Raw genomic sequence first — 23,085 nt, 5'->3', positions numbered from 1 at the left:
TTAACGGTTTTTTCGCCATTCGAGGCAGTTGGATTAAAACGGTGCATCGCCCAGGATGGTTGCCCGGTGCATGACGCGGCGCTGTGGACGGTAGTCATCCACCGCGTAATGCTGGGTCACGCGGTTATCCCAGAACGCCACGTCATTTTCCTGCCAGCGCCAGCGAATAGTGAACTCCGGGCGGGTGGCGTGAGCAAACAGCAGCTTGAGAATCGCCTCGCTTTCGGCCGGTTCCAGTTCATTGATTCGGGTGGTGAAGCCGTCATTGACGAACAGCGATTTGCGCCCGCTGACGGGGTGTGTGCGTATCACCGGGTGTGACAGCGGCGGGTTTTTGCGGCGGGTTTCTTCCCAGCGCGCCAGGTCTTCGGCGGTGTTGCCGAAGCGCTCCAGCGGAAAGGATCTGGTGAAGTCGTGGGTGGCGGTGAGGCCATCGAGCAAGGCTTTGAACGGCTCGGACAACGCCTCATACGCCGCAATCCCGCTGGCCCACAAGGTATCGCCACCAAATGCCGGCAACTGCTTGGCGCTCAGCACCGCGCCGAGGGCAGGCGTGGGCAGGAAGGTCACGTCGGTGTGCCACACGGCGTTGTCACGCACATCGGTCACGGCAGTGTCGAGGATCAGCACTTCGGGCTGTTCCGGCACGTTGGGGTAGATCGGGTGGATATGCAGGTCACCGAAATTCGCCGCAAACCGTGCCTGCTGCTGCGGGGTGAGCGGCTGGTCACGGAAGAACAGCACCGAGTGCTTGAGGAGTGCTTGTTCGATGGCGTCGCGCTCTTCAGGGCTCAGCGCCCGGGTGATATCGACGCCACTGATCTGCGCGCCAAGCGCAGCGCTTAAAGGGGTAACGGTCAGGCTGCTCATTTAACGTTCATCACTCAGTGTGCCTGGCCATGCCACGGCACTAATTTACGCTGCAGGGCGCGCAGGCCCATTTCCATGGCGAAGGCGATCAGTGCGATCACCAGGATGCCCAGCACCACCACATCGGTGACCAGGAACTGCGCCGCCGACTGCACCATGAAGCCCAGGCCGCTGGTGGCGGCAATCAATTCGGCGGCAACCAGGGTCGACCAGCCCACGCCCAGGCCGATACGTACTCCGGTGAGGATGTCGGGCAGGGCGCTTGGCAGGATCACATGACGAATCAGTTGGGCACGGGTGGCGCCCAGCGACTGCGCGGCGCGCAACTTGGCCGGGTCGACCGTGCGTACACCGGTGGCGGTGGCGATGGCAATCGGCGCAAAGATCGCCAGGTAAATCAGCAGCACTTTGGACAGCTCGCCGATACCGCACCAGATCACGATCAGCGGCAGATAGGCCAGCGGCGGGATTGGCCGGTAAAACTCGATCAGCGGGTCGAGAATGCCGCGGGCGATCCGGTTGGCGCCGATGGCAATCCCCACCGGCACGGCCGTCAGCACTGCGAAACCCAGGCCCAGGCCGATGCGGCTGAGGCTCGCGCCCAGGTGCTGCCAAAGGGTCGAATCCATGTAGCCGGATGTCGCCAGCAACCAGCCTTTTTGCAGCACGGCAGAGGGCGGCGGCAGGAACAGGGGTTCGATCAAGCCGCTGGCGGTTACCGCCCACCAGACAGCGAGCAATGCCACCAGTGTCAGTACGCTGATCCACCGCGTAGCGAGGCTGCGGCGTGCCGGAATAACCGCATGGGTCAGCGGCTTGGCCGCTGGGGCGGGAAGTTCATAGCTGCTCATGCGTACACCTGCCGTTGCGAGAACACTCTGCCCAGTACGTGTTCGCGGGTTTCGATAAAACGCGGGTCGGACTTGATCGCCCGTGCCGATTCGCCGGCCGCGTAGCGTTGGCCGAAATCCAGCTGCAGACGCTCGACGATCTGGCCTGGGTTGGGCGCCAGCAGGATCAGGTCCGTGGCGAGGAACACCGCTTCTTCGATGTCATGGGTGATCAGGAACACCGGCTTGGCCGTGCGTCGCCAGACTTGCAGCAGCAATTCCTGCATCTGTTCGCGGGTGAAGGCATCGAGGGCGCCGAAGGGTTCGTCCATCAGCAATACGCGCGGGTCCGCCGCCAGGGCGCGGGCGAGGCCGACGCGTTGCTTCTGGCCGCCGGAGAGTTGCCAGGTGCGCCGGCTGTCGAAACCGCTGAGGTCCACCAGCGCGAGCATTTCACGGGCGCGCACTTCACGTTGCGCTTTCGGTACCCCGGCCAGCGCCAGGCCGAAGGCGACGTTGGCCAGCACGTCCTGCCAGGGCAGCAGGGCATCGTCCTGGAACACCACGCCGCGTTCGGCGCCAGGACCCTGGACCGGCACGCCATCGAGGGTAATACGCCCGGCCGAGGGCTCGACAAAGCCGGCAATCAGGTTCAACAGCGAAGTCTTGCCACTGCCGGAGGGACCCAGGGCCACCAGCAATTGCCGGGGGCCAAGCTCAAGTGAAATATCCGCCAGTACCGGTTCCGGGGCGCCTGGGTACTGTGCGCTGATGCGCTCCAGTTGTAGCAAGGCCATCGCGATGAACTCCTTGAATCAGTGAGTGATGAACTTGGCGCTGACGTAAGGGGCGTAGTCCGGCAGCACCGCGTCGACCTTGCCTTGCTCCTTGAGGAACGCGGCGGTATCGGTGACAGCCTGGGTGGTCGGTGCGCCCAGCAGGGTGACCTGGTCAGCGGCCAGCGGGTAGACATTGCCTTGCAGCAGCAGCGGGATATCGCTGGCCTTGGCGCCGGAGAGCTTCACCAGCTTGTCGACGTTGGCTTTGTCGGCGAGCCAGGCCTGTGGGTCTTTACGGTAAGCGGCGTAGGCATCCAGCGTGACTTTGGCGAAGGCCGTGACGATTTCCGGATGCTTCTCGGCGAAGTCCTTACGCACAATCCAGGCATCGAAGGTCGGCGCACCGAACTTGGCCAGTTCGCCGGACGTGATCAGCACCTTGCCGTTTTCCTTGGCCACGCCCAGGGCCGGGTCCCACACATAGGTGGCGTCGATATCGCCGCGCTTCCAGGCGGCGATGATGGCCGGTGGTGCGAGGTTGAGGATGGTCACGCTCGAAGGGTCGATGTTCCAGTGCTTCAGCGCGGCCAGCAGGCTGTAGTGCCCCGTGGACACGAACGGTACGGCGACCTTCTTGCCGACCAGGTCCTGGGGGCTGTTGATCCCCGACCCATCGCGCGCCACCAGGGCTTCGGCGCCGCCAATTTGGGTGGCGACCAGGAAGGTCTGCACCGGCACCTTGCGCGTGATTGCAGCGGTCAACGGGCTGGAACCGAGGTAACCGATCTGCACGTCACCCGAGGCGATGGCGGCGATGATATCGGCGCCATTGTCGAATTTGCGCCAGTCGATCCTGGCGTTGATGGCTTTTTCATAGGCGCCGTCGGCCTGGGCGACTTTGGCCGGGTCTACGGTGGTCTGGTACGCGACGGTCACATCCGCCGCCTGGGCAAACAGGCTGGCACCGGCCAGGGACAACGCCGCCAGCAAGCGCAGTGGAATAGGCAGTTTCAAAGGGAAGCTCCTCGATCAGGCGGCCAGGGAGGCGGCGTGTGAGGAGACTAAATGATCTAAGAATCCGAAAATAAATAACATTTTCGCATTAGCTTATGAGGAGAAGGGTTGCAGCGATTCCTGAGCCTGATGCAGGGCAAATGTGGGAGGGGGCTTGCCCCCGATGGCGGTGGTTCAGTCACTGATTGAGTGGCAGACACACTGCTATCGGGGGGCAAGCCCCCTCCCACATAAGGTTTAGTTGCTGATGGCCAGAATGCTCGCCTGGTACGACCCGACAAACACATCGAAATCGCCCACTTCGTTCTGCTCAAGCTCGGCCTGCTGCGCCAGCGACTTACGCGCCAGTTCTTCAAAGCGCGCTTGTTCCTCGGCCGGCAGCGGTTCCTTGCGGAAGAACTCGGCATGCAGCTCGCTCTGATGCAGCGAGAACTGCGCGAAACTTTCCTTGCGCTCGGCCATCGCTTCCAGCACCTGGGCCGAAGGCGTCAGTGACGGGTCGTTGACCTTGGCCAACTGAGCGTCCAGCGCCTGGCTGTGTTCAGTGATGCCATGGCTCTCATCGAGCAGGGCGGCCAGAGGCGCAATCTGCTCCAGCAGCTCGGTGGCCCACTCCTTCATGTCCACCGCCTGGCCCTGACGCTGCAATTGCAGGCCCGGACGGCGACCTTCCTTGACCACGCTGAGGAAGTTGGATGTGGCGTTGCCGCACTCGTTATTGGCGAACAGCGGGCTGTCGTTCAGCGCGCAAAACAGCAGGAAGGCATCGAGAAAGCGCGACTCCGGCAGATCGATGCCCATCGGCAGGAACGGGTTGATGTCCAGGCAGCGCACTTCGATGTACTGGATGCCGCGCGCCATCAGCGCCTGGATCGGCCGCTCGCCGGTATAGGTCACGCGCTTGGGACGGATGTTGGAGTAGTACTCGTTTTCGATCTGCAGGATATTGGTGTTGAGCTGCACCCACTCACCGTCCTTGTGCGTGCCGACTTCGACATAGGGCGCGTAGGGCGTTGCCACCGCTTCGCGCAGGCTGTCGGTGTAGCTGGCCAAGTCGTTGTAGCACGGCGTGAGGCCGGCCTGGGCGTTGCTCTGGTAACCCAGGTCGCTCATGCGCAGGCTCGTGGCGTACGGCAGGTACAGGGTATCGGCGTCGAGCACTTCAAGCTGGTGCGAACGACCGCGCAGGAAGCCTGCGTCCAGGGCCGGCGAGGCGCCAAACAGGTACATCAACAGCCAGCTGTAGCGGCGGAAGTTGCGAATCAGCGCGATGTAGGCGGTGGATTGATAGTCGCGGTCGGTGCCGACAAAGCCTTCGGCGTCCTTGAGCAACGGCCACAGCTGTTCCGGCAGCGAAAAGTTGTAATGGATGCCGGCGATGCACTGCATGGTCTTGCCATAACGCAGGGCCAGACCCTTGCGGTAAACGTACTTGAGCTGTCCGATATTGGAGGTGCCGTAGTAGGCAATCGGAATATCTTCCTCGGCCGGCAACGGGCACGGCATCGAGGGGCTCCACAGGTATTCGCTGCCCAGTTTGGTGTAGGCAAAGCGATGGATCTTGTCCAGGCTGCTCAGGGTATCGGCCGGGTCGGGCAGTGCGGGAGTGATGAACTCCAGCAGCGATTCCGAGTAGTCGGTAGTGATCTGTTCGTGCGTCAACGCGGCGCCCAGGGCTTCCGGATGCGGCGTTTGGGCCAGGCGACCCTCACTGGTGACGCGCAGGCATTCACGCTCGATGCCATGCAGGCAGTGCTCTAGCAGGGAGAGGTGTTCGCGCTTGCCGAGCATGGCCAGGCGGCGGTTGAGAAGTTCGCTCAAGTTGGATTCCTTCACGCGTCAGTCGCCCCAATATGGGGGTGGTCAAGACGGTCTACAAGGGTGAAGTTGAAACTGGCGTGATCGCCTGGTTCTGAGTCGATAGGACCCGCTCTGAATGTGCCTACTTCACTCCATGAATTGGGCTACAGCGCAGCGAGAAAATTCCGACGCTGTTGTCACAGCGCCGAAATTAACTCAAATCATGTGCAGGGAGCTATAGGACAGCGAACGTGCCCTGTGCTTTTGCGACAAGTCTTTCGTCCTGGTACACCTCGGCTTCGACCACCAGGGTGCGCCGGCCGGCGTGGATCACCCGGCTGGTGCACAGCACGTCACCGTCTTCAACGGCGCGGATATAGTTGATCTTGCATTCGATGGTCGCGCTCTGCTGATCGAACCCATGGGCGCTGGAGCATGCCAGTCCCATGGTGATGTCCACCAGGCTGAAAATCGCCCCGCCGTGCAACTTGCCCCCGCGATTGCGCAACTGCGGCGCCAGGCTCAGGGCCACCTCGGCAACGCCTTCCTCCAGGCGTTGCAGGCGGCAGCCGATCAGTTCGCTGAACGCGCTCTGGGTCAAACCGGCCGGAATATCCATCAACGCTTCTTCAGTTGCTTGGCGTTGGCGAACAGCGAGGCCATGGCGTTGTTGCTCGGTGCGGCTGTCGCGGTGTCCTTGCGCGGCGCAGTGTTCTGCGACGGGCGCGGTGCCGAGCCAGGGCGCGCGCCACGGGCGCCGTCGATTTTCTCGCCGGGGGTGTCGCTCATGCGCATTGACAGGCCAACGCGTTTGCGTGGGATATCGACTTCCATCACCTTGACCTTGACCACGTCACCGGCCTTCACCGCTTCGCGCGGGTCCTTGATGAACTTCTCCGAAAGTGCGGAGATATGCACCAAGCCGTCCTGATGCACGCCGATGTCCACGAACGCGCCGAAGTTGGTCACGTTGGTCACCACGCCTTCGAGGATCATGCCCGGTTGCAGGTCCTTGAGGTCTTCGACACCCTCCTGGAACTCGGCGGTCTTGAATTCGGGGCGCGGGTCGCGGCCGGGTTTTTCCAGCTCTTGCAGGATGTCGGTAATGGTCGGCACACCGAAGGTTTCGTCGGTGTACTTTTTCGGGTCCAGGCGCTTGAGAAACGCGGCATCGCCGATCAGCGAGCGGATGTCGCGATCGGTTTGGGCGGCAATTCGCTGTACCAGCGGATAGGCTTCCGGGTGAACCGCCGAGGCGTCCAGCGGGTTATCACCGTTCATTACGCGTAGGAAACCTGCGGCTTGCTCGAAAGTTTTTTCGCCCAGACGTGGGACTTTTTTCAGTGCCGCGCGGGTTTTGAAGGCGCCGTTCTCGTCGCGGTGATTGACGATATTCTGCGCGAGGGTTGCGTTCAGGCCGGAGATACGTGCAAGCAGCGCCACGGAGGCGGTGTTCACGTCCACACCCACGGCGTTCACACAGTCTTCCACGACCGCGTCCAGTCCACGCGCGAGCTTGAGCTGCGACACGTCGTGCTGGTATTGGCCGACGCCGATGGATTTGGGATCGATCTTCACCAGCTCGGCCAGCGGGTCCTGCAGGCGACGGGCAATGGACACGGCGCCGCGGATGGACACGTCAAGGTCCGGGAACTCCTTGGACGCCAACTCCGAGGCCGAGTACACCGAAGCTCCCGCCTCGGAGACCATGACCTTGGTCATTTTCATCGCCGGGTACTTTTTGATCAGCTCGGCGGCCAGCTTATCGGTTTCGCGGCTGGCGGTACCGTTGCCGATGGCGATCAGGTCCACGGCGTGCTTGGCGCACAGCGCGGCCAGGACGGCCAGGGTCTGGTCCCACTTATTGTGCGGTACGTGCGGGTACACGGTGGCGTGATCCAGCAGCTTGCCGGTGGCGTCGACCACCGCAACCTTGCAGCCGGTGCGCAGGCCCGGGTCCAGGCCCAGGGTGGCGCGTGGGCCGGCCGGTGCGGCCAGCAGCAGGTCATGCAGGTTGTGGGCGAATACGTTGATCGCCTCGGTTTCGGCGCCTTCACGCAGCTCGCCGAGCAGGTCGGTTTCCAGGTGGGTGTAAAGCTTGACCTTCCAGGTCCAGCGCACGACTTCACCGAGCCACTTGTCCGCAGGACGATTCTGATTCTGAATGCCGAATTGTTGACCGATCATGCCTTCGCACGGGTGCATGGTGCCCGGCAGCTCGTCGCCGACTTTCAGCGCGGAGCTGAGAATGCCCTCGTTGCGGCCACGGAAGATCGCCAGGGCGCGGTGGGACGGCATGCTTTTGAGCGGTTCGTCGTGTTCGAAGTAATCGCGGAACTTGGCGCCTTCTTCCTCTTTGCCGGCGATGACGCGGGCGCTGAGAATGGCTTCCTGTTTCAGGTAGGTGCGCAGCTTTTCCAGCAGGCTGGCGTTTTCCGCGAAGCGCTCCATCAGGATGTACTTGGCGCCGTCGAGGGCGGCCTTGACATCGGCGACGCCTTTTTGCGCGTCGATAAAGCGTGCGGCTTCGGTTTCGGGCGTCAGCGACGGGTCGTTGAACAGGCCGTCGGCCAAGTCGCCAAGGCCGGCTTCCAGGGCGATCTGGCCCTTTGTACGACGTTTCTGTTTGTACGGCAGGTAAAGGTCTTCGAGGCGGGTCTTGGTATCGGCCAGCTTGATGTCGCGTTCCAGCTGCGGGGTCAACTTGCCCTGTTCCTCGATGCTGGCGAGGATGCTGATACGCCGCTCGTCGAGTTCTCTCAGGTAGCGCAGGCGCTCTTCCAGGTGCCGCAGTTGGGTGTCGTCAAGGCTGCCGGTCACCTCTTTTCGGTAACGGGCGATGAAAGGTACCGTGGAGCCCTCGTCCAGTAGCGCGACGGCCGCTTCGACCTGCTGTGGGCGTACACCGAGTTCCTCGGCGATGCGGCTGTTGATGCTGTCCATAAAACCACCTGAAATTCTGAAAAGCCGCTCGCAGGCCCGGAAAACAAGGCCTTGCGAGGCTGGTTGAGCGGCCCGACCGGCGCCGCTGCCTGGGTCAAGAGGCAGCCTATTGACCCTCGAAATCGAAAAAACACGAGAAGCGCGTAAAAAAAAGCCCGGCAGTAAACGGTAACGATCTGACGTTGCCCTGCACGAAAGCGCCGCATTATAACCAGCGTTCCGCCCTTGAGGGCTACTGGGCCGGTAGTTGCAGGACGCGGCTTGGCTGGTAGTAGAGGAAAAATCTGCTAACAATGCACACGGTGCGTATAACGGCAGCTAGGCCATAATGCGCGCCGAGATAAGAGGAGCATCTAATGAGCAGCACTGCACAAACTGCTGAAGGCGAAAAAATTCTCATCGTTGACGACGATCCGGGGCTGAGCAGCCTGCTGGAGCGCTTTTTCAACTCCAAGGGCTACCGGGCGCGCGCGGTGCCGAACACCGAGCAGATGGACCGCCTGTTGGGGCGCGAAGTATTCAATCTGGTCGTGCTCGACCTGATGTTGCCTGGCGAAGACGGCCTGACCGCCTGCAAGCGTCTGCGTGGCGTGAACAACCAGATCCCGATCATCATGCTCACTGCCAAGGGCGATGAGCTGAGTCGCATCAGGGGCCTCGAACTGGGCGCCGACGACTACCTGGCCAAGCCGTTCAACCCTGACGAGCTGATGGCGCGGGTCAAGGCCGTATTGCGTCGCCAGGCACCGCCGGTACCGGGTGCGCCGGGCAGCGAAGACGAAAGCGTGACCTTCGGCGACTACGAGTTGTCCCTGGCGACCCGCGAGCTCAAGCGTGGCGACGAAGTGCACATGCTCACCACCGGCGAATTCGCGGTGCTCAAGGCCCTGGTGATGAACGCTCGCCAGCCGCTGACCCGCGACAAGCTGATGAACCTGGCCCGTGGCCGCGAATGGGACGCCCTGGAGCGCTCCATCGACGTGCAGATCTCCCGACTGCGCCGGATGATCGAGCCGGACCCTTCCAAGCCGCGGTATATCCAGACGGTGTGGGGTGTGGGTTATGTGTTTGTGCCGGATGGCACCGCAACCAAGTGACCGATGATTTGCAGGGACGGGCATCCGGCGTTTGATTCCATGAGGATCGACGGGGTGTCCGGTGTCTGCAATTCTGCGAGCGCCGCTCGTTCCTGCAAGGTGTCTAGCTGTCTCCTATGAAAACCCCGCTGTGGTTCCCGCAAAGTTTCTTTTCCCGCACCCTTTGGCTGGTGCTCATCGTCGTTCTGTTTTCCAAGGCACTCACACTGGTTTATCTGTTGATGAACGAGGACGTGCTGGTGGATCGGCAGTACAGCCATGGCGTCGCCTTGACGCTGCGTGCCTACTGGGCCGTAGACCCCGAGAACCGTGAAAAGGTAGCCAAGGCTTCATCACTGATCCGGGTCGATGGTGCCGGCGTGCCCGAGGGCGAGCAGCACTGGCCCTACAGTGAGATCTACCAGCGACAGATGCAGGCGGAACTGGGCGACGACACCGAGGTGCGGCTGCGCATGCATGTTTCGCCTGCGCTCTGGGTGAAGGCGCCCAGTCTGGGCGATGCCTGGATCAAGGTCCCGCTGTATCCGCATCCGCTGCGCGGGCAAAAAATCTGGAACGTGTTGGGCTGGTTTCTCGCCATCGGCCTGCTTTCAACCGCGTCCGCATGGATCTTTGTGCGCCAGCTCAATCAACCGCTCAAGCGCCTGGTATTTGCCGCTCGCCAACTGGGTCAGGGGCGTAGCGTGCGCCTGCCGGTCAGCGACACCCCCAGTGAAATGACCGAGGTGTACGGCGCGTTCAACCAGATGGCGGAAGACGTCGAACAGGCCGGACGCGAGCGTGAGCTGATGCTGGCGGGGGTCTCCCATGATTTGCGCACGCCGTTGACGCGCCTGCGCTTGTCCCTGGAGTTAATGGGTAGCCATACCGACCTCACCGATGACATGGTGCGTGACATCGAGGATATGGACGCGATTCTTGACCAGTTCCTGGCGTTCATCCGCGATGGGCGTGATGAGGTCGTGGAGGAGGTTGACCTTACCGATCTGGTGCGTGAAGTGGTCGCGCCCTACAACCAGAGCGGTGAGCAGGTGCGCATGCGCCTGGAGCCGATTCAGCCGTTTGCCTTGCGCAGGGTGTCGATGAAGCGCCTGTTGAACAACCTGATCGGCAACGCCCTGCATCATGCCGGTTCGGATGTGGAGGTGGCGGCATACGTGTCGGGTGACAGCGCGGCGCCCTATGTCGTGCTGAGCGTGATGGATCGCGGCACGGGGATCGACCCGGCTGAACTGGAAGCCATCTTCAACCCGTTCACCCGTGGCGACCGCGCCCGAGGCGGCAAGGGGACCGGTTTGGGGTTGGCGATTGTGCGGCGGATTGCTTCGATGCATGGCGGCAATGTTGAATTGCGCAACCGTGAAGGGGGTGGGCTGGAAGCCCGAGTGCGCTTGCCGCTTGGGTTGATGTTGCCCAGAGACGCAGTCTGACAAACAACATTGATCAAAATGTGGGAGGGGGCTTGCCCCCGATTGCGGATTGTCAGTCACCGATGTGCGGACTGACACACCGTTATCGGGGGCAAGCCCCCTCCCACATTTGGTTTGATGTTGTGTCAGGGCAGAGCTTTTAGCCCTTGCCCTTGGTCCGAGTCATGTTCGGCCCGCCATTTTTTTCCAGATGCTGAATGATGATCCCCGCCACATCCTTGCCGGTGGTGGTCTCGATCCCTTCCAGGCCCGGCGATGAGTTCACCTCCATGACCAGTGGGCCGTGGTTGGAGCGCAGGATATCCACACCTGCCACGGCCAACCCCATGACCTTGGCCGCACGCAATGCGGTCATGCGTTCCTCCGGGGTAATCTTGATCAGGCTGGCGCTGCCACCACGGTGCAGGTTGGAACGGAATTCGCCCGGCTTGGCCTGGCGTTTCATGGCGGCAATCACCTTGTCGCCGACCACGAAGCAGCGGATATCCGCACCGCCGGCTTCCTTGATGTACTCCTGCACCATGATGTTCTGCTTGAGGCCCATGAACGCCTCGATCACCGACTCCGCTGCCGTTGCCGTTTCGCACAACACCACGCCGATGCCCTGGGTGCCCTCAAGCACCTTGATCACCAGGGGCGCGCCGTTGACCATTTCGATCAGGTCAGGGATGTCATCCGGGGAATGGGCGAAGCCGGTCACCGGCAGGCCGATACCTCGGCGCGACAGCAGTTGCAGCGAGCGCAGCTTGTCCCGCGAACGTGCGATGGCCACGGACTCGTTGAGCGGAAAAACGCCCATCATTTCAAACTGGCGCAGCACTGCGCAGCCATAGAAGGTCACCGAGGCGCCGATGCGTGGGATCACCGCATCAAAGCCTTCCAGCGGTTTGCCACGGTAGTGGATCTGCGGCTTGTGGCTGGCAATGTTCATATAGGCCCGCAACGTGTCGATCACCACCATTTCATGGCCACGTTCGGTGCCGGCCTCGACCAGGCGGCGGGTGGAATACAGACGCGGGTTTCGCGACAGCACAGCAATCTTCATGCGGCACCTGGGGCAGAGATAGTGGAGACCGGGAACACCGGCTTGTCTTGTACGTATTTTACGGCCGGGCTGACGACCAACTGGCCGTCAATCAGCGCCTTGGAGCCCAGCAGCAGGCGATAACGCATGGCCTTGCGGCAGGCCAGGGTGAATTCCACTCGCCACACCCGATCGCCCAGCGCCAGGGTGGTGCTGATCACGTAGCGCACCTGCGCATGGCCGTTGGAACTCTTGATGGTTTTCATCGTTACCAGGGGCGCTTCGCAGCGCCGGTGACGCAGTTGCACCACGCTGCCCAGGTGCGCGGTAAAGCGCACCCACTTCTCGCCGTCGCGTTCGAACGGCTCGATCTCGGTGGCGTGCAGGCTTGAGGTGCTGGCACCGGTGTCGATCTTGGCGCGCAGGCCTGCCACTCCCAGGTCGGGAAGGGCCACCCACTCACGCAGACCCACAACGGTCAAATGGTCAAATGTCTTCAAATGGGGGTACCGTCATTTTGTCCAGGCTTGAGGAGCAACCTTGGCCAGGGCATTGAATGCGGGCCTGGCGAACCAGTAGCCTTGCATCAGAAATATTCCACAGTCGGAGAGGAAATCCCGCTCACCGGCACTTTCGATGCCTTCGGCGATGACAGTAACCCCCAACTGCTCACAGATTGTGACAATCCCCCGGACGATCACCTGGCGGACACGGTCCTGGTCGACATCGCGAATCAGCGCCATGTCGAGCTTGATCAGGTCAGGTTGGAAATCGGCCAGCAGATTCAGCCCCGAATAGCCCGCGCCGAAATCATCGATGGCGGTTTTGAAGCCGAATTGGCGGTATTCACGCAGAATATTCGTCAAATGGCGATAGTTATCTACATGCTCGCTTTCCAGGGTCTCGAAAATCAGGCGGTCCAGCGGGAAATTGTGCTCGCGGGCGGCGTCGAGGGTGCTGCGGATGCACAGTTCGGGACGGTAGACCGCATTGGGCATGAAGTTAATGGAAAGATAGGTTTGCATGCCCAAGGTAGCGGCGCCGGCAATTGCCTGGGTGCGGCAGCGCTGGTCGAAGCGGTAGCGATTGGCTTCGTTGACATGTGCCAGCACCGATAACGCGCCTTCACCCTGTGTGCCGCGCACCAAGGCTTCATGGGCAAATATCGAACGGTCACGCAGGTCTACGATAGGCTGGTAGGCGAAAGCAAAATCGAACCCCAGCGGCTCGCTTTGCTGGCAACCCACGCACCGCTGGTTGGGCGAGGTGAGTGAAAGGGGAAAGTCGGTCACGGCGTATCCTCGCGAAAACAGGGTGCTACCTGGCGTATCTTAGGTGAGCCTTGGGGTTTATGCGTCGAAGGGTTTCAACGGTAAGGTTGCGACATTTTTCAGAGCGAGGAATTCAAGTGGCTCAAAAGCAGGAAGAGGAAGAAAAGGTCCGTTTGGACAAGTGGCTGTGGGCCGCGCGTTTCTACAAGACCCGTGCCCTGGCCAAGGCCGCCATCGAGAGCGGCAAGGTGCACCATCGCGGCGAGCGCTGCAAGCCGGGGAAGGAACCGCGCGTCGGCGATGAGTTTCAGATTCGTACAGGGTTTGATGAAAAGACTGTCGTGGTGCAAGCGCTCTCCAGCGTGCGCCGGGGTGCGCCTGAAGCACAGGCGTTGTACGCGGAAACCGAAGCCAGTATCGCCAAGCGGGAAAATGCCGCAGCCATGCGCAAGGCGGGGGCCTCAGGCCTGACCACCGACGGCAAGCCGAGCAAGAAGCAGCGTCGCGACCTGTTCAAGTTTCGCGGCAGCGGCAATGATGATTGATTGCACAATCTCCACGCCGCAGGAGATCAAAAATGTGGGAGGGGGCTTGCCCCCGATGGCGGTGAATCAGTCAACTTATATGTAGCTGACCTGCCGCTATCGGGGGCAAGCCTCCTCCCACAGTTAGCTCGCGTCGTTAAGGGATTGTGCGCATGACGCTCAAGCGCCCGATCACCGGCAGTTTGCCAAGCACCCCGAACACCGGCGCGGTTACTCGTAACAGGAACCCCGACACCTTCGCCGCAAACGGCGTGTAATACCCCCAGCCCAGGGCCAACAGCGCCAGCAATACCCCGCCGATATAATCGTCCTGTCCCCAATGCGCGCCCGCTACGAGCCGCGGCATCATGAACAACAGCGCCAGGCCCCAGATCACCAGCACCTGGCCGATGCGCTTGGCGAACACGCTCATGAACATCGCCCAGATCAACAACACCGAAGCATGATCGCCGGGGAAGCTCTGGCTCGAGCGGTCTTTCAATTCCCAGGTTTTCTCAAGCCCGGGGAAAAAATCGCTCATCTGAATCGCGCCGTCGATCACCATTGACGGGCTGCTGTGCTGCCAACCCATGTGCGCCGCGAGCTTGGAAAACAGCATGCGGATAAACAGCAACAGCAGCAGAATACCAAGGAAGCCAAAGAACGCCTGGCGCACCTGCATAACCTTGAACACCCAGTCGCCGCGAATCAGCAGTGCCAGCAGAATCACCCCGACGATTGCATCGAAGGGCCGCAGGCTCGCCACGGCCCACACGTGCAGCCAGGTCGAGTTGCTGGCCAGCGGGCCATTGAGCAGGTGAAACAGCCACTCGTCGAAAATCACACACAGCATCTGGCCCGTGGGCCACAGCCAGAAACACAGCAGCCCGATAGCGACTAGATTGCAAAGAGCCCATCGCCGGAGGTTCCAGTTCGCTTGGAACAAACCCGGATTGTTCATAAACTGTCCCTCATCGCTCTTTAGCTCCTTGTTTCAGGAGAAATCGCACCAATGTGGTGCTAAAGCGTTTAATTTTATAAACGTTGTAATCATTTTGTCATCACTTCAGATACCCAAACCTATGACTGATCTACCGGATACCGACTTCACCCAACGCTTTATCTTTGACGAGAACGACGCCCGCGGCGAGCTGGTCTCGTTGGAGCTCAGCTATGCCGAAGTCCTTGCCAAACACGCGTATCCGGAGCCGGTCGCGCAATTGCTCGGTGAGTTGATGGCGGCGGCTGCGCTGCTGGTGGGCACGATGAAATTCGATGGCTTGCTGATCCTGCAGGCGCGTTCCGAAGGTCCGATCCCGATGTTGATGATCGAGTGTTCCAGCGAGCGCGAAATCCGTGGCCTGGCCCGCTATGACGTCGACCGGATTACCCCGGATGCCACGTTCTCCGAGCTGATGGCCGATGGCGTGCTGGCCATCACCGTTGACCCCACCGAGGGCCAGCGCTACCAGGGCATCGTTGATCTGGACGGCGAGACCCTGTCGGACTGCTTTACCAACTATTTCGTCATGTCCCAGCAGGTCGGCACCAAGTTCTGGCTCAATGCCAACGGCAAGCGCGCTCGCGGCCTGTTGTTGCAGCAATTGCCGGCTGACCGTATCAAGGACGAGGATGAGCGCACCGATAGCTGGCGCAAGCTGACCGCCCTGGCCGGCACCCTGACTGCTGAAGAATTGCTGGGCCTGGACAACGAGACCATCCTGCACCGCCTGTACCACGAAGAAGCGGTGCGCCTGTTCGACGAACAGTCCCTGCGCTTCAATTGCAGCTGCTCGCGCGAGCGTTCAGCCAATGCCCTGGTCAGCCTTGGCCTGGAAGATGCGCAAAATCTGGTGGTGGAACACGGTGGTCATATCGAGATCGACTGCCAGTTCTGTAATGAGCGTTATCTGTTCGATGCCGCCGATGTCGCTCAATTATTCGCCGGCGCAGGCAGCGACACCCCTTCCGACACCCGTCACTAAAACGTTTAAGCACAGGTAAATCACCTGCCAAATGCCGGATTAGAGGCGTTCTGACGGGAGGGCCCTACTCTTTTTGGGCTTTTCTGGCATAATCCGGCCCACTTTTTTCGCGGTAGTAGTGCGCAACTTTCTACTACAAAACGTTTGGAGCACTCGGCCACAGGCCGACGGGGAACCTCATGACGCAAGCCAATAACGCCGTATACACCGATCTGAGTGTTGACGATCTGGTCAAAGAAGCCCTGCAGCGCGGTGAAGGCGTGCTTGCCGATACTGGCGCGCTGGTCGTAGAAACGGGTCACCGCACTGGCCGTTCGCCGGTCGACCGCTTCATCGTTGAAGAGCCTACTACCCAGGACGCAATCGCCTGGGGCCCGATCAACCGCAAGTTCCCGGCCGACAAGTTCGATGCCCTGTGGAACCGCGTAGAAGCCTTCAACAACGCGCAGGAACACTTTGTTTCCCACGTTCACGTAGGGGCTTCCGAAGATCACTACCTGGCCGTGAAAATGACCACCCAGACTGCCTGGCAGAACCTGTTCGGTCGTTGCCTGTTCATCAACCCGGCCCGGTACAACCCGGCCGGTCGTGACGAGTGGCAAGTGCTCAACGTGGCCAACTTCGAGTGCGTGCCAGAGCGTGACGGCACCAACTCCGACGGTTGCGTGATCCTCAATTTTGCCCAGAAAAAAGTGCTGATCGCCGGCATGCGTTACGCCGGTGAAATGAAGAAAGCCATGTTCTCGGTGCAGAACTTCCTGCTGCCGGCCTCCGACGTGTTGCCGATGCACTGCGCCGCCAACATCGGCGAAGCAGGCGACGTGACCCTGTTCTTCGGCCTGTCGGGTACCGGTAAAACCACCCTGTCCGCCGACGAAAGCCGCTACCTGATCGGTGACGACGAACACGGTTGGGGCGAAGGCGTGGTGTTCAACATCGAAGGCGGTTGCTATGCCAAGTGCATCGACCTGTCCGAGAAGAACGAGCCGGTTATCTGGAAGGCCATCAAGCACGGCGCCGTGCTGGAAAACGTCGTTATCGACGAAGCCGGGCATGCTGACTACACCAATGTCAGCCTGACCCAGAACAGCCGCGCCGCCTACCCGCTGGAGCACGTTGCCAAGCGTTCCGAGAAGAACCTGGGCGGCGAGCCCAACGCGGTGATCTTCCTGACCTGCGACCTGACCGGTGTACTGCCGCCCGTGTCGATCCTCAGCGAAGAACAAGCGGCCTACCACTTCCTGTCCGGCTACACCGCACTGGTGGGCTCGACCGAAATGGGTTCGGGCAGCGGCATCAAGTCGACCTTCTCCACCTGCTTCGGCGCACCGTTCTTCCCACGCCCGGCCGGTGAATACGCTGAGCTGTTGATCAAGCGCATCCGTGGCTTCGGCTCCAAGGTCTACCTGGTCAACACCGGCTGGACCGGCGGCGGCTACGGTGTCGGCAAACGCTTCAACATCCCGACCACTCGCGGCGTCATCGCAGCGATCCAGAGCGGCGCGTTGATCGGTGCCGAGACTGAGCACCTCGACACCATCAACCTCGACGTGCCATTGGCCGTACCGGGCGTTGAGACCGGCCTGTTGAACCCACGCAACACCTGGGCTGACCAGGCGGCCTACGATGAAGCAGCGAAGGCGCTGGCCGGGTTGTTCGTCGAGAACTTCAAGAAGTTTGAAGTGAGCGATGCAATCAAGGCTGCTGGGCCTAAGTTGTAAGGTTCGTAAGTTGTGAAAAAGCCGCCCCTCGTGGGCGGCTTTTTTGTGCGCGACAGGTTGTATCCCACTCGCCGGATTTGCGCAGATCCCATGTGGGAGGGGGCTTGCCCCCGATTGCGGTGTAACAGTCAAAAGTTGATCACCTGACACACTGCTATCGGGGGCAAGCCCCCTCCCACACTTGATTCTCGGTGTACTTCAGGTCAGCCCAGGTTTTCCAGCGTTTGCGTATTCCAGCTGTGGGTCTTGATCGCGAGGTAGAGCATGTTGATCGTCAGCGGCACTTTTTCGCCACGGCCCTTGGCCCGACGTTTGAGAAATACATCAAACACCGGCGGGTTGAAGTAACGATAAGTGTCGAAGTCGCCCAGGTCGAGCGCGAATTCCTGCTCCAGCGCTTCCATCAGCTGCTTGGCCTCACTGCCATCACAGCCCAGGTCGAAGTTGAGTGAGGTTTGCAGGCGAATGGTCTTGTGTTTCGGCAGACCGATTTCTTCATGCAGCAATTGCAGGAGCTGCTGCATGACGGGGTCTTCGGGGAAGTCGAGGGCGAGGTTCATGGTGGGGGCACGCAGGAGTGGGTGAGGCGGCTGGTTGCGGTGGAAGCGGTATTTGTTTCGGGTGATGAAGAGTGCCAAGCCTATCAGGAATATAAAGACAGGTAGGAGGGGTATTCTGAGAATCACCGCTACGTAGGGTAGTAGGAACGTCAAAATCAGGCCTGTTGCGAGACATATGACTGCGAAGCGTCTTCTGAGCATTGGGTCTGTGATTTGGTAGTGCAGAACCCAATAGATAACGAGAAAAGACGCAGATTGAAGGTAAAGGGCCATGTTACTAAGACTCGTCCGAGTAGACATGCATTGAGAGTGTTGAGCGCTGAGGCCCTATGCCTCCTCTCACACTGGCATCCAAACCGATGATGATGTCTCCAGCGTGGTATCGGCGAAGCTTGCCGGAAATCGTATTGCCAACGAAGCCTGCAGTTACGTTTGAAATGACAAGCCCCGGTGCTTTCACCGCTCCGGAGATTATTTGTTTGATGAGCACGTTTTGGTCGTTTAGCCGATCCGCCTGATTTCGTCTCAAAGGATAGGAAATCGCGACCTTCATCTCGCATGGCAAATCTCTGGCCAGCATTTTTTCGTACAGCCTGCGTATCTGATCGCGCAATTGCCGCGCCGCCGTTTTTGCTTCAGGCAGGCATAGGTTGTCTAAAGAATGCCGATTGTCAGGTAAAACAGTAAAGCGAGTCACTATGAAGATGACCCCATAGTGCCCGATGTATTGAGTCCTTTCGATATTCACAGGTTTCTGCCCAAAAAGTTGAGAGGGCGCTATTTTCAGTCAGCTGCGGGTAACTTCTGTAGAGGGTTGAGCGGGTCTTTGCAGCAGTTTGGGAAAGGGATGGCGCAACGTTTGGCGGTTTCCTACAGCGGACTTCGGCATTTATGGCTTGGCAATGATTTAACAGTCGAAGCCGCTCAATTGTAGGAGCGAGCTTGTTCGCGAAAAACTCAAGGACGCCGGGTTTTTTCTGATTTACCGCGTCATCGTTGACGATTTTCGCGAGCAAGCTCGCTCCTACATAGCGCGTTGCTTAGATTTGCGTCTGTTCAGGTTGCAGTTGTACGTGTTGCGCGGCTTCCAGCAAATCACAGCCGTCCTGAACCAGCAGGTACAAGGCGTTGATGATGTGTGAAATGTCTTTGAGGTCGGCGTGCTCGAAGGTCAGGCAGGAGAAGGTTTCGAGCAGGTCCGTAGCTGCGCGGATACGTTGGTGGGCGGCGGACTGGATGTCTTCGGCTTTGGCTTCGGTGTCGATGACAAGGGGATGCGTGTCGGTGAAGTTTGTGCGAAGAGGGCGATAGCGATTTTCAGACGGATTTATAACGTTCATTGAATTCGATCTCTGTGTAGTTAGAAGACCGCCATCATCGTGACCAAACGATGGGTGGCGGACTGTGTCCAGGTTGGTCAACCGGCAGGGATCACCCGGTACGCCCGAAGGCGTCCCAAACACAGCCGCCATGAAGCGTGTGGGCACGGAAGTGCCTACGACATCTGAGGGTGCGTATGCGATCTCTGTAACCGGGTGACCAAACCCGGTCGCTGATTTTGCAGCGAGGGGCGAACTATAGGTGGGTGTGGTGTGATGGTGCAATACAGGCAAAAGGCTGTTTTAGCGTGGCCTACTGATACACCGCTCAAAAATCGCCTCCAGCCCCCGATAATCACACGCCACCGCATCGATATTCGCCGGTATCCATGCCGTATGTTTCACCAGCCACCAGTTCACCGAAAATCCGGCATTCACGATGATTTGTTCAAACAGAATCCGTTGCGCCCGGCCATTGCCTTCGCGGAAAGGGTGGATGACGTTGAGGTCGCCGTAGGCCTCGGCAATCCGCTTTACCAGTTCGGCTTGGCTTACGCCAACGAACCAGTTCGCTTCCTCCATATGCCGAATGATCTTCGCCGCTTCCGGCGGGATGCGTTCCGGGGTGCAGAACAGCGTGTCGCCTTTCTGGATATTGACGCTGCGCAGTTCGCCGGCCCAATCGTAGATATCGCCAAACAGGGTGCGGTGGATGTGTTGCAGACGGTCAAGGTCGTAGGGCGGCGGGAAAAGAGGGAGGTTGCCTATGGCAATTTCGGATAGTTCCCGCTCGGCCTGGTGCAGGCTGGTTTCGTCGAGCAAATCGAGGCGGTTGCGCAGGACGCTGCTACCGGGGTAGCAGTACGGATCCTGGCCCACCCCGTATTTGTCGAGCATCAGCGTTGGGTGCTGCGGTACTTGGCAAGGACGGCTTCGCGGGTCGGCAGCGGTTTGTCGACGTCGGCCGGTTGGGTGTCGAATCCTTCCAGGCGCAGGCTGGCCAGGTAGTTGGAACGGCGGATCTTGTGGTAATGATCCTGTTTTTGCTCAAACGTCAGTTCGCTCATTGCAGCGTACTCCTGGTTAGCAAGGCTTTGATTGTAGCGCAATGCATCAATGCACAGACAGGTTAAAAAACCACCAACAACCCTAACATGGGCGCGCGGGCAAGCCTCCTCCCTACATCTGGTTCTGCCGCTTCCTGCTATTCCCACGGAAAAATCCCACTTCGGCCCTGGGCCATCCCTCACCCTGTGTATCATCCTGTCTCTTTTTTCCATGCGACCTTTCTCGATTCGCTGAACTTCATGGGCTACGTTTTCAAGCCATGTTCAACGGTCAATGGAGTGACAGACTATGCACGACACCCTCCAGCAGGTCTTCGGTTATCCGCAGTTTCGTCCGGGCCAGGAAGAAGCAGTCAGCGCCGTACTGGCCGGTCGTTCGGCGGCGGCGATTTTCCCGACCGGGTCTGGCAAGTCGCTGTGTTATCAACTTTCAGCCGTGCTGCTGCCGCACCTCACGCTGGTGGTGTCGCCGCTGTTGGCGTTGATGCAGGACCAGTTGGGTTTCCTCAAGCGCCACGGCATTTCAGCCGGCAGTATCGATTCGGCCCAAAGCCGCGAAGACGCCAATGACGTGATGGCGCGCGCGCGCTCCGGTGAGCTGAAAATCCTGATGATTTCCGTGGAGCGCTTGAAGAACGAGCGCTTTCGAAACTTCCTGCAAAGTGTGCAGATCTCGCTGCTGGTGGTGGACGAGGCGCACTGTATTTCCGAGTGGGGCCATAACTTTCGCCCGGACTACCTGAAACTGCCGGACTATCAGCGTCAGTTCAATATCCCGCAAGCATTGCTGCTGACGGCTACGGCGACGCCCAAGGTGATTGCCGACATGCAGGCGAAGTTCGCCATTGCTGCGGACGATGTCGTCACCACCGGCTTCTACCGGCCCAACCTCAACTTGCTGGTGGAGCCGGTGAGCGGCGCGGACAAGCGCCGTCGCCTTGTGCAATGGATGAGCGAGCGGGCCGACCAGCCCAGCATCGTCTACGTCACCCTGCAGAAAACCGCCGAGCAGATTGCCGAGCACCTGAACCGCAACGGCATCCAGGCCGAGGCGTATCACGCCGGGTTGCCCCACGATAAACGCGAGGGCATCCAGCAGCGTTTCATGGGCGGGCGCTCCAATTGCATCGTCGCCACCATCGCGTTTGGCATGGGCATCGACAAAAGTGACATCCGTAACGTGGTGCACTTCGACCTGCCAAAATCCATCGAGAACTACAGCCAGGAAATCGGCCGCGCCGGTCGTGATGGCCGGCCCTCCGACTGCCTGGTGCTGGCCAACCGCGACAGCCTCAATGTGCTGGAGAACTTCGTGTACGGCGATACGCCGGAGCAGGAGGGTATCCGTCGGGTGCTGGAAGAATTGCAGGCCGCACGTGGCGAGGGCCAGTGGGAGTTTTTGCTGAAGTCGTTGTCGGACCACAGCAATATTCGCGAGCTGCCGTTGAAGACCCTGCTGGTGCAGTTGGAGCTCAAGGGCGTGATCGCGCCGCGCTACGCGTTTTATGCCGAATACCGTTTCAAGTACCTGATCGAGCCCGAGGCCTTGCTCGCACGTTTCTCCGGCGAGCGGCAGCAATTTGTCGCGGCGATCATCCAGGTGTGCAAACGCGCAAAAACCTGGGCAACGGTGGATTTCGACGCGCTGTATCAGCAGCACAATGCCGAGCGCAGCCGGGTGGTGAAGGCGCTGGATTACTTCCAGGAGCAGGGCCTGATCGAGCTGGAAAGCAAGCAGATGACCGAGGTCTACAGCCTGCTCAACACCGATTTCGATGCGCAGGTGTTGAGCACCGAGTTATACACAGGCTTCAAGCGCCATGAGACGACGGAGGTGGCGCGGATTCACGCCATGCTCGATCTATTCGCCACCGAGCGCTGCCTTGGGCAACGCCTTGCGCTGTATTTTGGCGATGAAAACGCACCGCAGCGTTGCGGGCACTGCTCGGTGTGCCACGGACATGTCGCGCACTTGCCGGCGCCGCCGAGCCTGCCGCCGCTTGTGGATAAAAACTTCATGGGGCTGTGCGGTGATTTTATCCACAGGCATCATGAGCACACCGGCCAGTTACCGGGTGCGGAACGGCTTACGCGCTTTCTGGGCGGAATCAGCGTGCCGTTGTTCACCAAGTTGAAGGCGCGGGGCATTCCCTGTTTCGCCGCACTGGAGGACTACCCCTACGCCGATGTACGCGAGTGGGCCGAAGCCCATTTGAACGAGTTGTAAACCCACTTTCACCCGAGGTGCCCATGCCTGACTCAGTGCCACAACGTGCCGACTACCCCCACTTTCAGCCGATCATCACGCGCTGGCACGATAACGATGTGTATGGCCATGTGAACAATGTGACCTACTACAGCTTCTTCGACACGGCAGTGAATACCTACCTGATCGAACAGGGCGGTTTGGATATTCATGACGGTGAAGTGGTTGGGTTTGTGGTGAGTTCGGCGTGTGATTATTTTGCGTCGATCGCTTTTCCCGAGCGCATCGAAATCGGCTTGCGGGTGGGCAAGTTGGGCAACAGTTCGGTGCAGTATGAGTTGGCGGTGTTCAAGGCCGGCGAGGAGGAGGCCTGTGCGGCGGGGCGCTTTGTGCATGTGTTTGTCGATAGAGCGTCGAACCAGCCGGTGGCGATTGCGGGGCTGTTGCGCGAGGCGTTGCAGCGGTTGGTAGGCTGACCAAATGTGGGAGGGGGCAAGCTTCCTCCCACATGGGATTTTCGTCAGGCCTTAGTCATCATAGCGATGATGGCGCTTGTGCTTGTTCTTGCGGTGCCCATAGGCATGACCTCGGCCTGGGTGATCATCGCGATAGTAGCGACGGTCGTCACGGCCACGATAACGGCGG

23 protein-coding genes are annotated in these 23,085 nt (G+C 60.1%); 7 read left to right on the top strand and 16 right to left on the bottom strand.

All coding sequences use genetic code 11. From position 1 onward, the window contains the following. Positions 1–33: 33 nt before the first annotated feature. From tauD to BFP89_RS06160, 7 genes are all read right to left on the bottom strand, one after another. Entirely contained in the window at positions 34–870 is an 837-nt protein-coding gene (gene tauD, locus BFP89_RS06190) for a taurine dioxygenase (protein WP_065884646.1), read from the bottom strand. Positions 871–884: 14 nt separating this feature from the next. Beyond that, complete coding sequence (tauC, locus tag BFP89_RS06185) at positions 885–1,721, bottom strand: taurine ABC transporter permease TauC (protein WP_065884645.1); 837 nt, start codon at positions 1,719–1,721, stop codon at positions 885–887. Beyond that, positions 1,718–2,497, bottom strand: coding sequence for a taurine ABC transporter ATP-binding subunit (tauB, locus tag BFP89_RS06180; protein WP_065884644.1), 780 nt, complete (start codon positions 2,495–2,497; stop codon positions 1,718–1,720). The genes tauC and tauB overlap by 4 nt, the downstream gene beginning before the upstream one ends. Before the next feature lie 18 nt (positions 2,498–2,515). Next, positions 2,516–3,493 (bottom strand): taurine ABC transporter substrate-binding protein, encoded by a 978-nt coding sequence (gene tauA / locus BFP89_RS06175; protein WP_065884643.1) that lies wholly within the window; start codon positions 3,491–3,493, stop codon positions 2,516–2,518. 237 nt (positions 3,494–3,730) lie between these two features. Then, positions 3,731–5,314 (bottom strand): glutamate--cysteine ligase, encoded by a 1,584-nt coding sequence (gene gshA, locus BFP89_RS06170; RefSeq protein ID WP_065884642.1) that lies wholly within the window; start codon positions 5,312–5,314, stop codon positions 3,731–3,733. Between the two features lie 214 nt (positions 5,315–5,528). Then, on the bottom strand, positions 5,529–5,912 hold the full coding sequence (locus tag BFP89_RS06165; protein ID WP_065884641.1) for a PaaI family thioesterase: 384 nt from the start codon (positions 5,910–5,912) through the stop codon (positions 5,529–5,531). Next, positions 5,912–8,236, bottom strand: coding sequence for a Tex family protein (locus BFP89_RS06160; RefSeq protein ID WP_065884640.1), 2,325 nt, complete (start codon positions 8,234–8,236; stop codon positions 5,912–5,914). The genes BFP89_RS06165 and BFP89_RS06160 overlap by 1 nt, the downstream gene beginning before the upstream one ends. Positions 8,237–8,592: 356 nt before the next feature. Between BFP89_RS06160 and ompR the strand changes: the two genes are divergently transcribed. Together ompR and BFP89_RS06150 are read left to right on the top strand one after the other, a co-directional pair. Next, complete coding sequence (gene ompR / locus BFP89_RS06155) at positions 8,593–9,333, top strand: osmolarity response regulator transcription factor OmpR (protein ID WP_065884639.1); 741 nt, start codon at positions 8,593–8,595, stop codon at positions 9,331–9,333. Positions 9,334–9,449: 116 nt separating this feature from the next. Next, complete coding sequence (locus BFP89_RS06150; protein WP_065884638.1) at positions 9,450–10,763, top strand: ATP-binding protein; 1,314 nt, start codon at positions 9,450–9,452, stop codon at positions 10,761–10,763. 139 nt (positions 10,764–10,902) lie between these two features. On the opposite strand, the gene rimK is transcribed toward BFP89_RS06150, so the two are convergent. From rimK to BFP89_RS06135, 3 genes are read right to left on the bottom strand one after another with little or no spacing between them, the layout of a single operon-like run. After that, positions 10,903–11,808 carry a 30S ribosomal protein S6--L-glutamate ligase gene (gene rimK / locus BFP89_RS06145; RefSeq protein ID WP_003171022.1) on the bottom strand — a complete coding sequence of 302 codons (906 nt, stop codon included), beginning with the start codon at positions 11,806–11,808 and terminating at the stop codon, positions 10,903–10,905. Then, on the bottom strand, positions 11,805–12,254 hold the full coding sequence (locus BFP89_RS06140; protein WP_170827547.1) for a retropepsin-like aspartic endopeptidase RimB: 450 nt from the start codon (positions 12,252–12,254) through the stop codon (positions 11,805–11,807). Before BFP89_RS06140 ends, rimK begins: the two co-directional genes overlap by 4 nt. Positions 12,255–12,299: 45 nt before the next feature. After that, on the bottom strand, positions 12,300–13,079 hold the full coding sequence (locus tag BFP89_RS06135; protein WP_065884636.1) for a S6 modification regulatory phosphodiesterase RimA: 780 nt from the start codon (positions 13,077–13,079) through the stop codon (positions 12,300–12,302). Between the two features lie 116 nt (positions 13,080–13,195). Between BFP89_RS06135 and BFP89_RS06130 the strand changes: the two genes are divergently transcribed. Further along, entirely contained in the window at positions 13,196–13,603 is a 408-nt protein-coding gene (locus BFP89_RS06130) for an RNA-binding S4 domain-containing protein (RefSeq protein WP_065884635.1), read from the top strand. Positions 13,604–13,739: 136 nt separating this feature from the next. Here BFP89_RS06130 and BFP89_RS06125 read toward each other — a convergent pair whose 3' ends face one another. Further along, positions 13,740–14,543, bottom strand: a complete 804-nt coding sequence (locus tag BFP89_RS06125; protein WP_065884634.1) for a phosphatase PAP2 family protein — start codon at positions 14,541–14,543, stop codon at positions 13,740–13,742. A 121-nt stretch (positions 14,544–14,664) separates the two neighbouring features. Here BFP89_RS06125 and hslO point away from each other — a divergent pair, with 121 nt between their 5' ends. Together hslO and BFP89_RS06115 are read left to right on the top strand one after the other, a co-directional pair. Continuing rightward, positions 14,665–15,567 (top strand): Hsp33 family molecular chaperone HslO, encoded by a 903-nt coding sequence (gene hslO / locus BFP89_RS06120; RefSeq protein WP_065884633.1) that lies wholly within the window; start codon positions 14,665–14,667, stop codon positions 15,565–15,567. 179 nt (positions 15,568–15,746) lie between these two features. Continuing rightward, positions 15,747–17,288, top strand: a complete 1,542-nt coding sequence (locus tag BFP89_RS06115; RefSeq protein WP_065884632.1) for a phosphoenolpyruvate carboxykinase — start codon at positions 15,747–15,749, stop codon at positions 17,286–17,288. Positions 17,289–17,491: 203 nt separating this feature from the next. On the opposite strand, the gene BFP89_RS06110 is transcribed toward BFP89_RS06115, so the two are convergent. From BFP89_RS06110 to BFP89_RS28295, 5 genes are all read right to left on the bottom strand, one after another. Continuing rightward, positions 17,492–17,848: a DUF1493 family protein gene (locus BFP89_RS06110; RefSeq protein WP_065884691.1), complete on the bottom strand. Its 357-nt coding sequence runs from the start codon at positions 17,846–17,848 to the stop codon at positions 17,492–17,494. 277 nt (positions 17,849–18,125) lie between these two features. Next, entirely contained in the window at positions 18,126–18,596 is a 471-nt protein-coding gene (locus tag BFP89_RS06105; protein WP_065884631.1) for a hypothetical protein, read from the bottom strand. 292 nt (positions 18,597–18,888) lie between these two features. Next, a complete protein-coding gene (locus BFP89_RS06100) occupies positions 18,889–19,188 on the bottom strand; it encodes a hypothetical protein (RefSeq protein ID WP_065884630.1) in 300 nt (99 codons plus the stop codon). A gap of 282 nt (positions 19,189–19,470) precedes the next feature. Then, on the bottom strand, positions 19,471–20,064 hold the full coding sequence (locus BFP89_RS06095; protein WP_065884629.1) for a putative adenosine monophosphate-protein transferase Fic: 594 nt from the start codon (positions 20,062–20,064) through the stop codon (positions 19,471–19,473). Next, positions 20,064–20,234 (bottom strand): YhfG family protein, encoded by a 171-nt coding sequence (locus tag BFP89_RS28295; RefSeq protein ID WP_122463858.1) that lies wholly within the window; start codon positions 20,232–20,234, stop codon positions 20,064–20,066. The genes BFP89_RS06095 and BFP89_RS28295 overlap by 1 nt, the downstream gene beginning before the upstream one ends. A 289-nt stretch (positions 20,235–20,523) precedes the next feature. On the opposite strand from BFP89_RS28295, the gene BFP89_RS06090 reads away from it, so the two are divergent. Continuing rightward, entirely contained in the window at positions 20,524–22,461 is a 1,938-nt protein-coding gene (locus tag BFP89_RS06090) for a RecQ family ATP-dependent DNA helicase (protein WP_065884628.1), read from the top strand. A gap of 23 nt (positions 22,462–22,484) precedes the next feature. After that, on the top strand, positions 22,485–22,916 hold the full coding sequence (locus BFP89_RS06085; protein WP_065884627.1) for an acyl-CoA thioesterase: 432 nt from the start codon (positions 22,485–22,487) through the stop codon (positions 22,914–22,916). Positions 22,917–23,085: the final 169 nt, after the last annotated feature.

It is taken from the genome of Pseudomonas sp. 31 R 17 (assembly GCF_900004915.1).
Lineage (GTDB): Bacteria > Pseudomonadota > Gammaproteobacteria > Pseudomonadales > Pseudomonadaceae > Aquipseudomonas > Aquipseudomonas orientalis_A.
The sequence above is the reverse complement of the archived record's forward strand: the minus strand, read 5'-3'. Positions and strand labels throughout refer to the sequence as shown.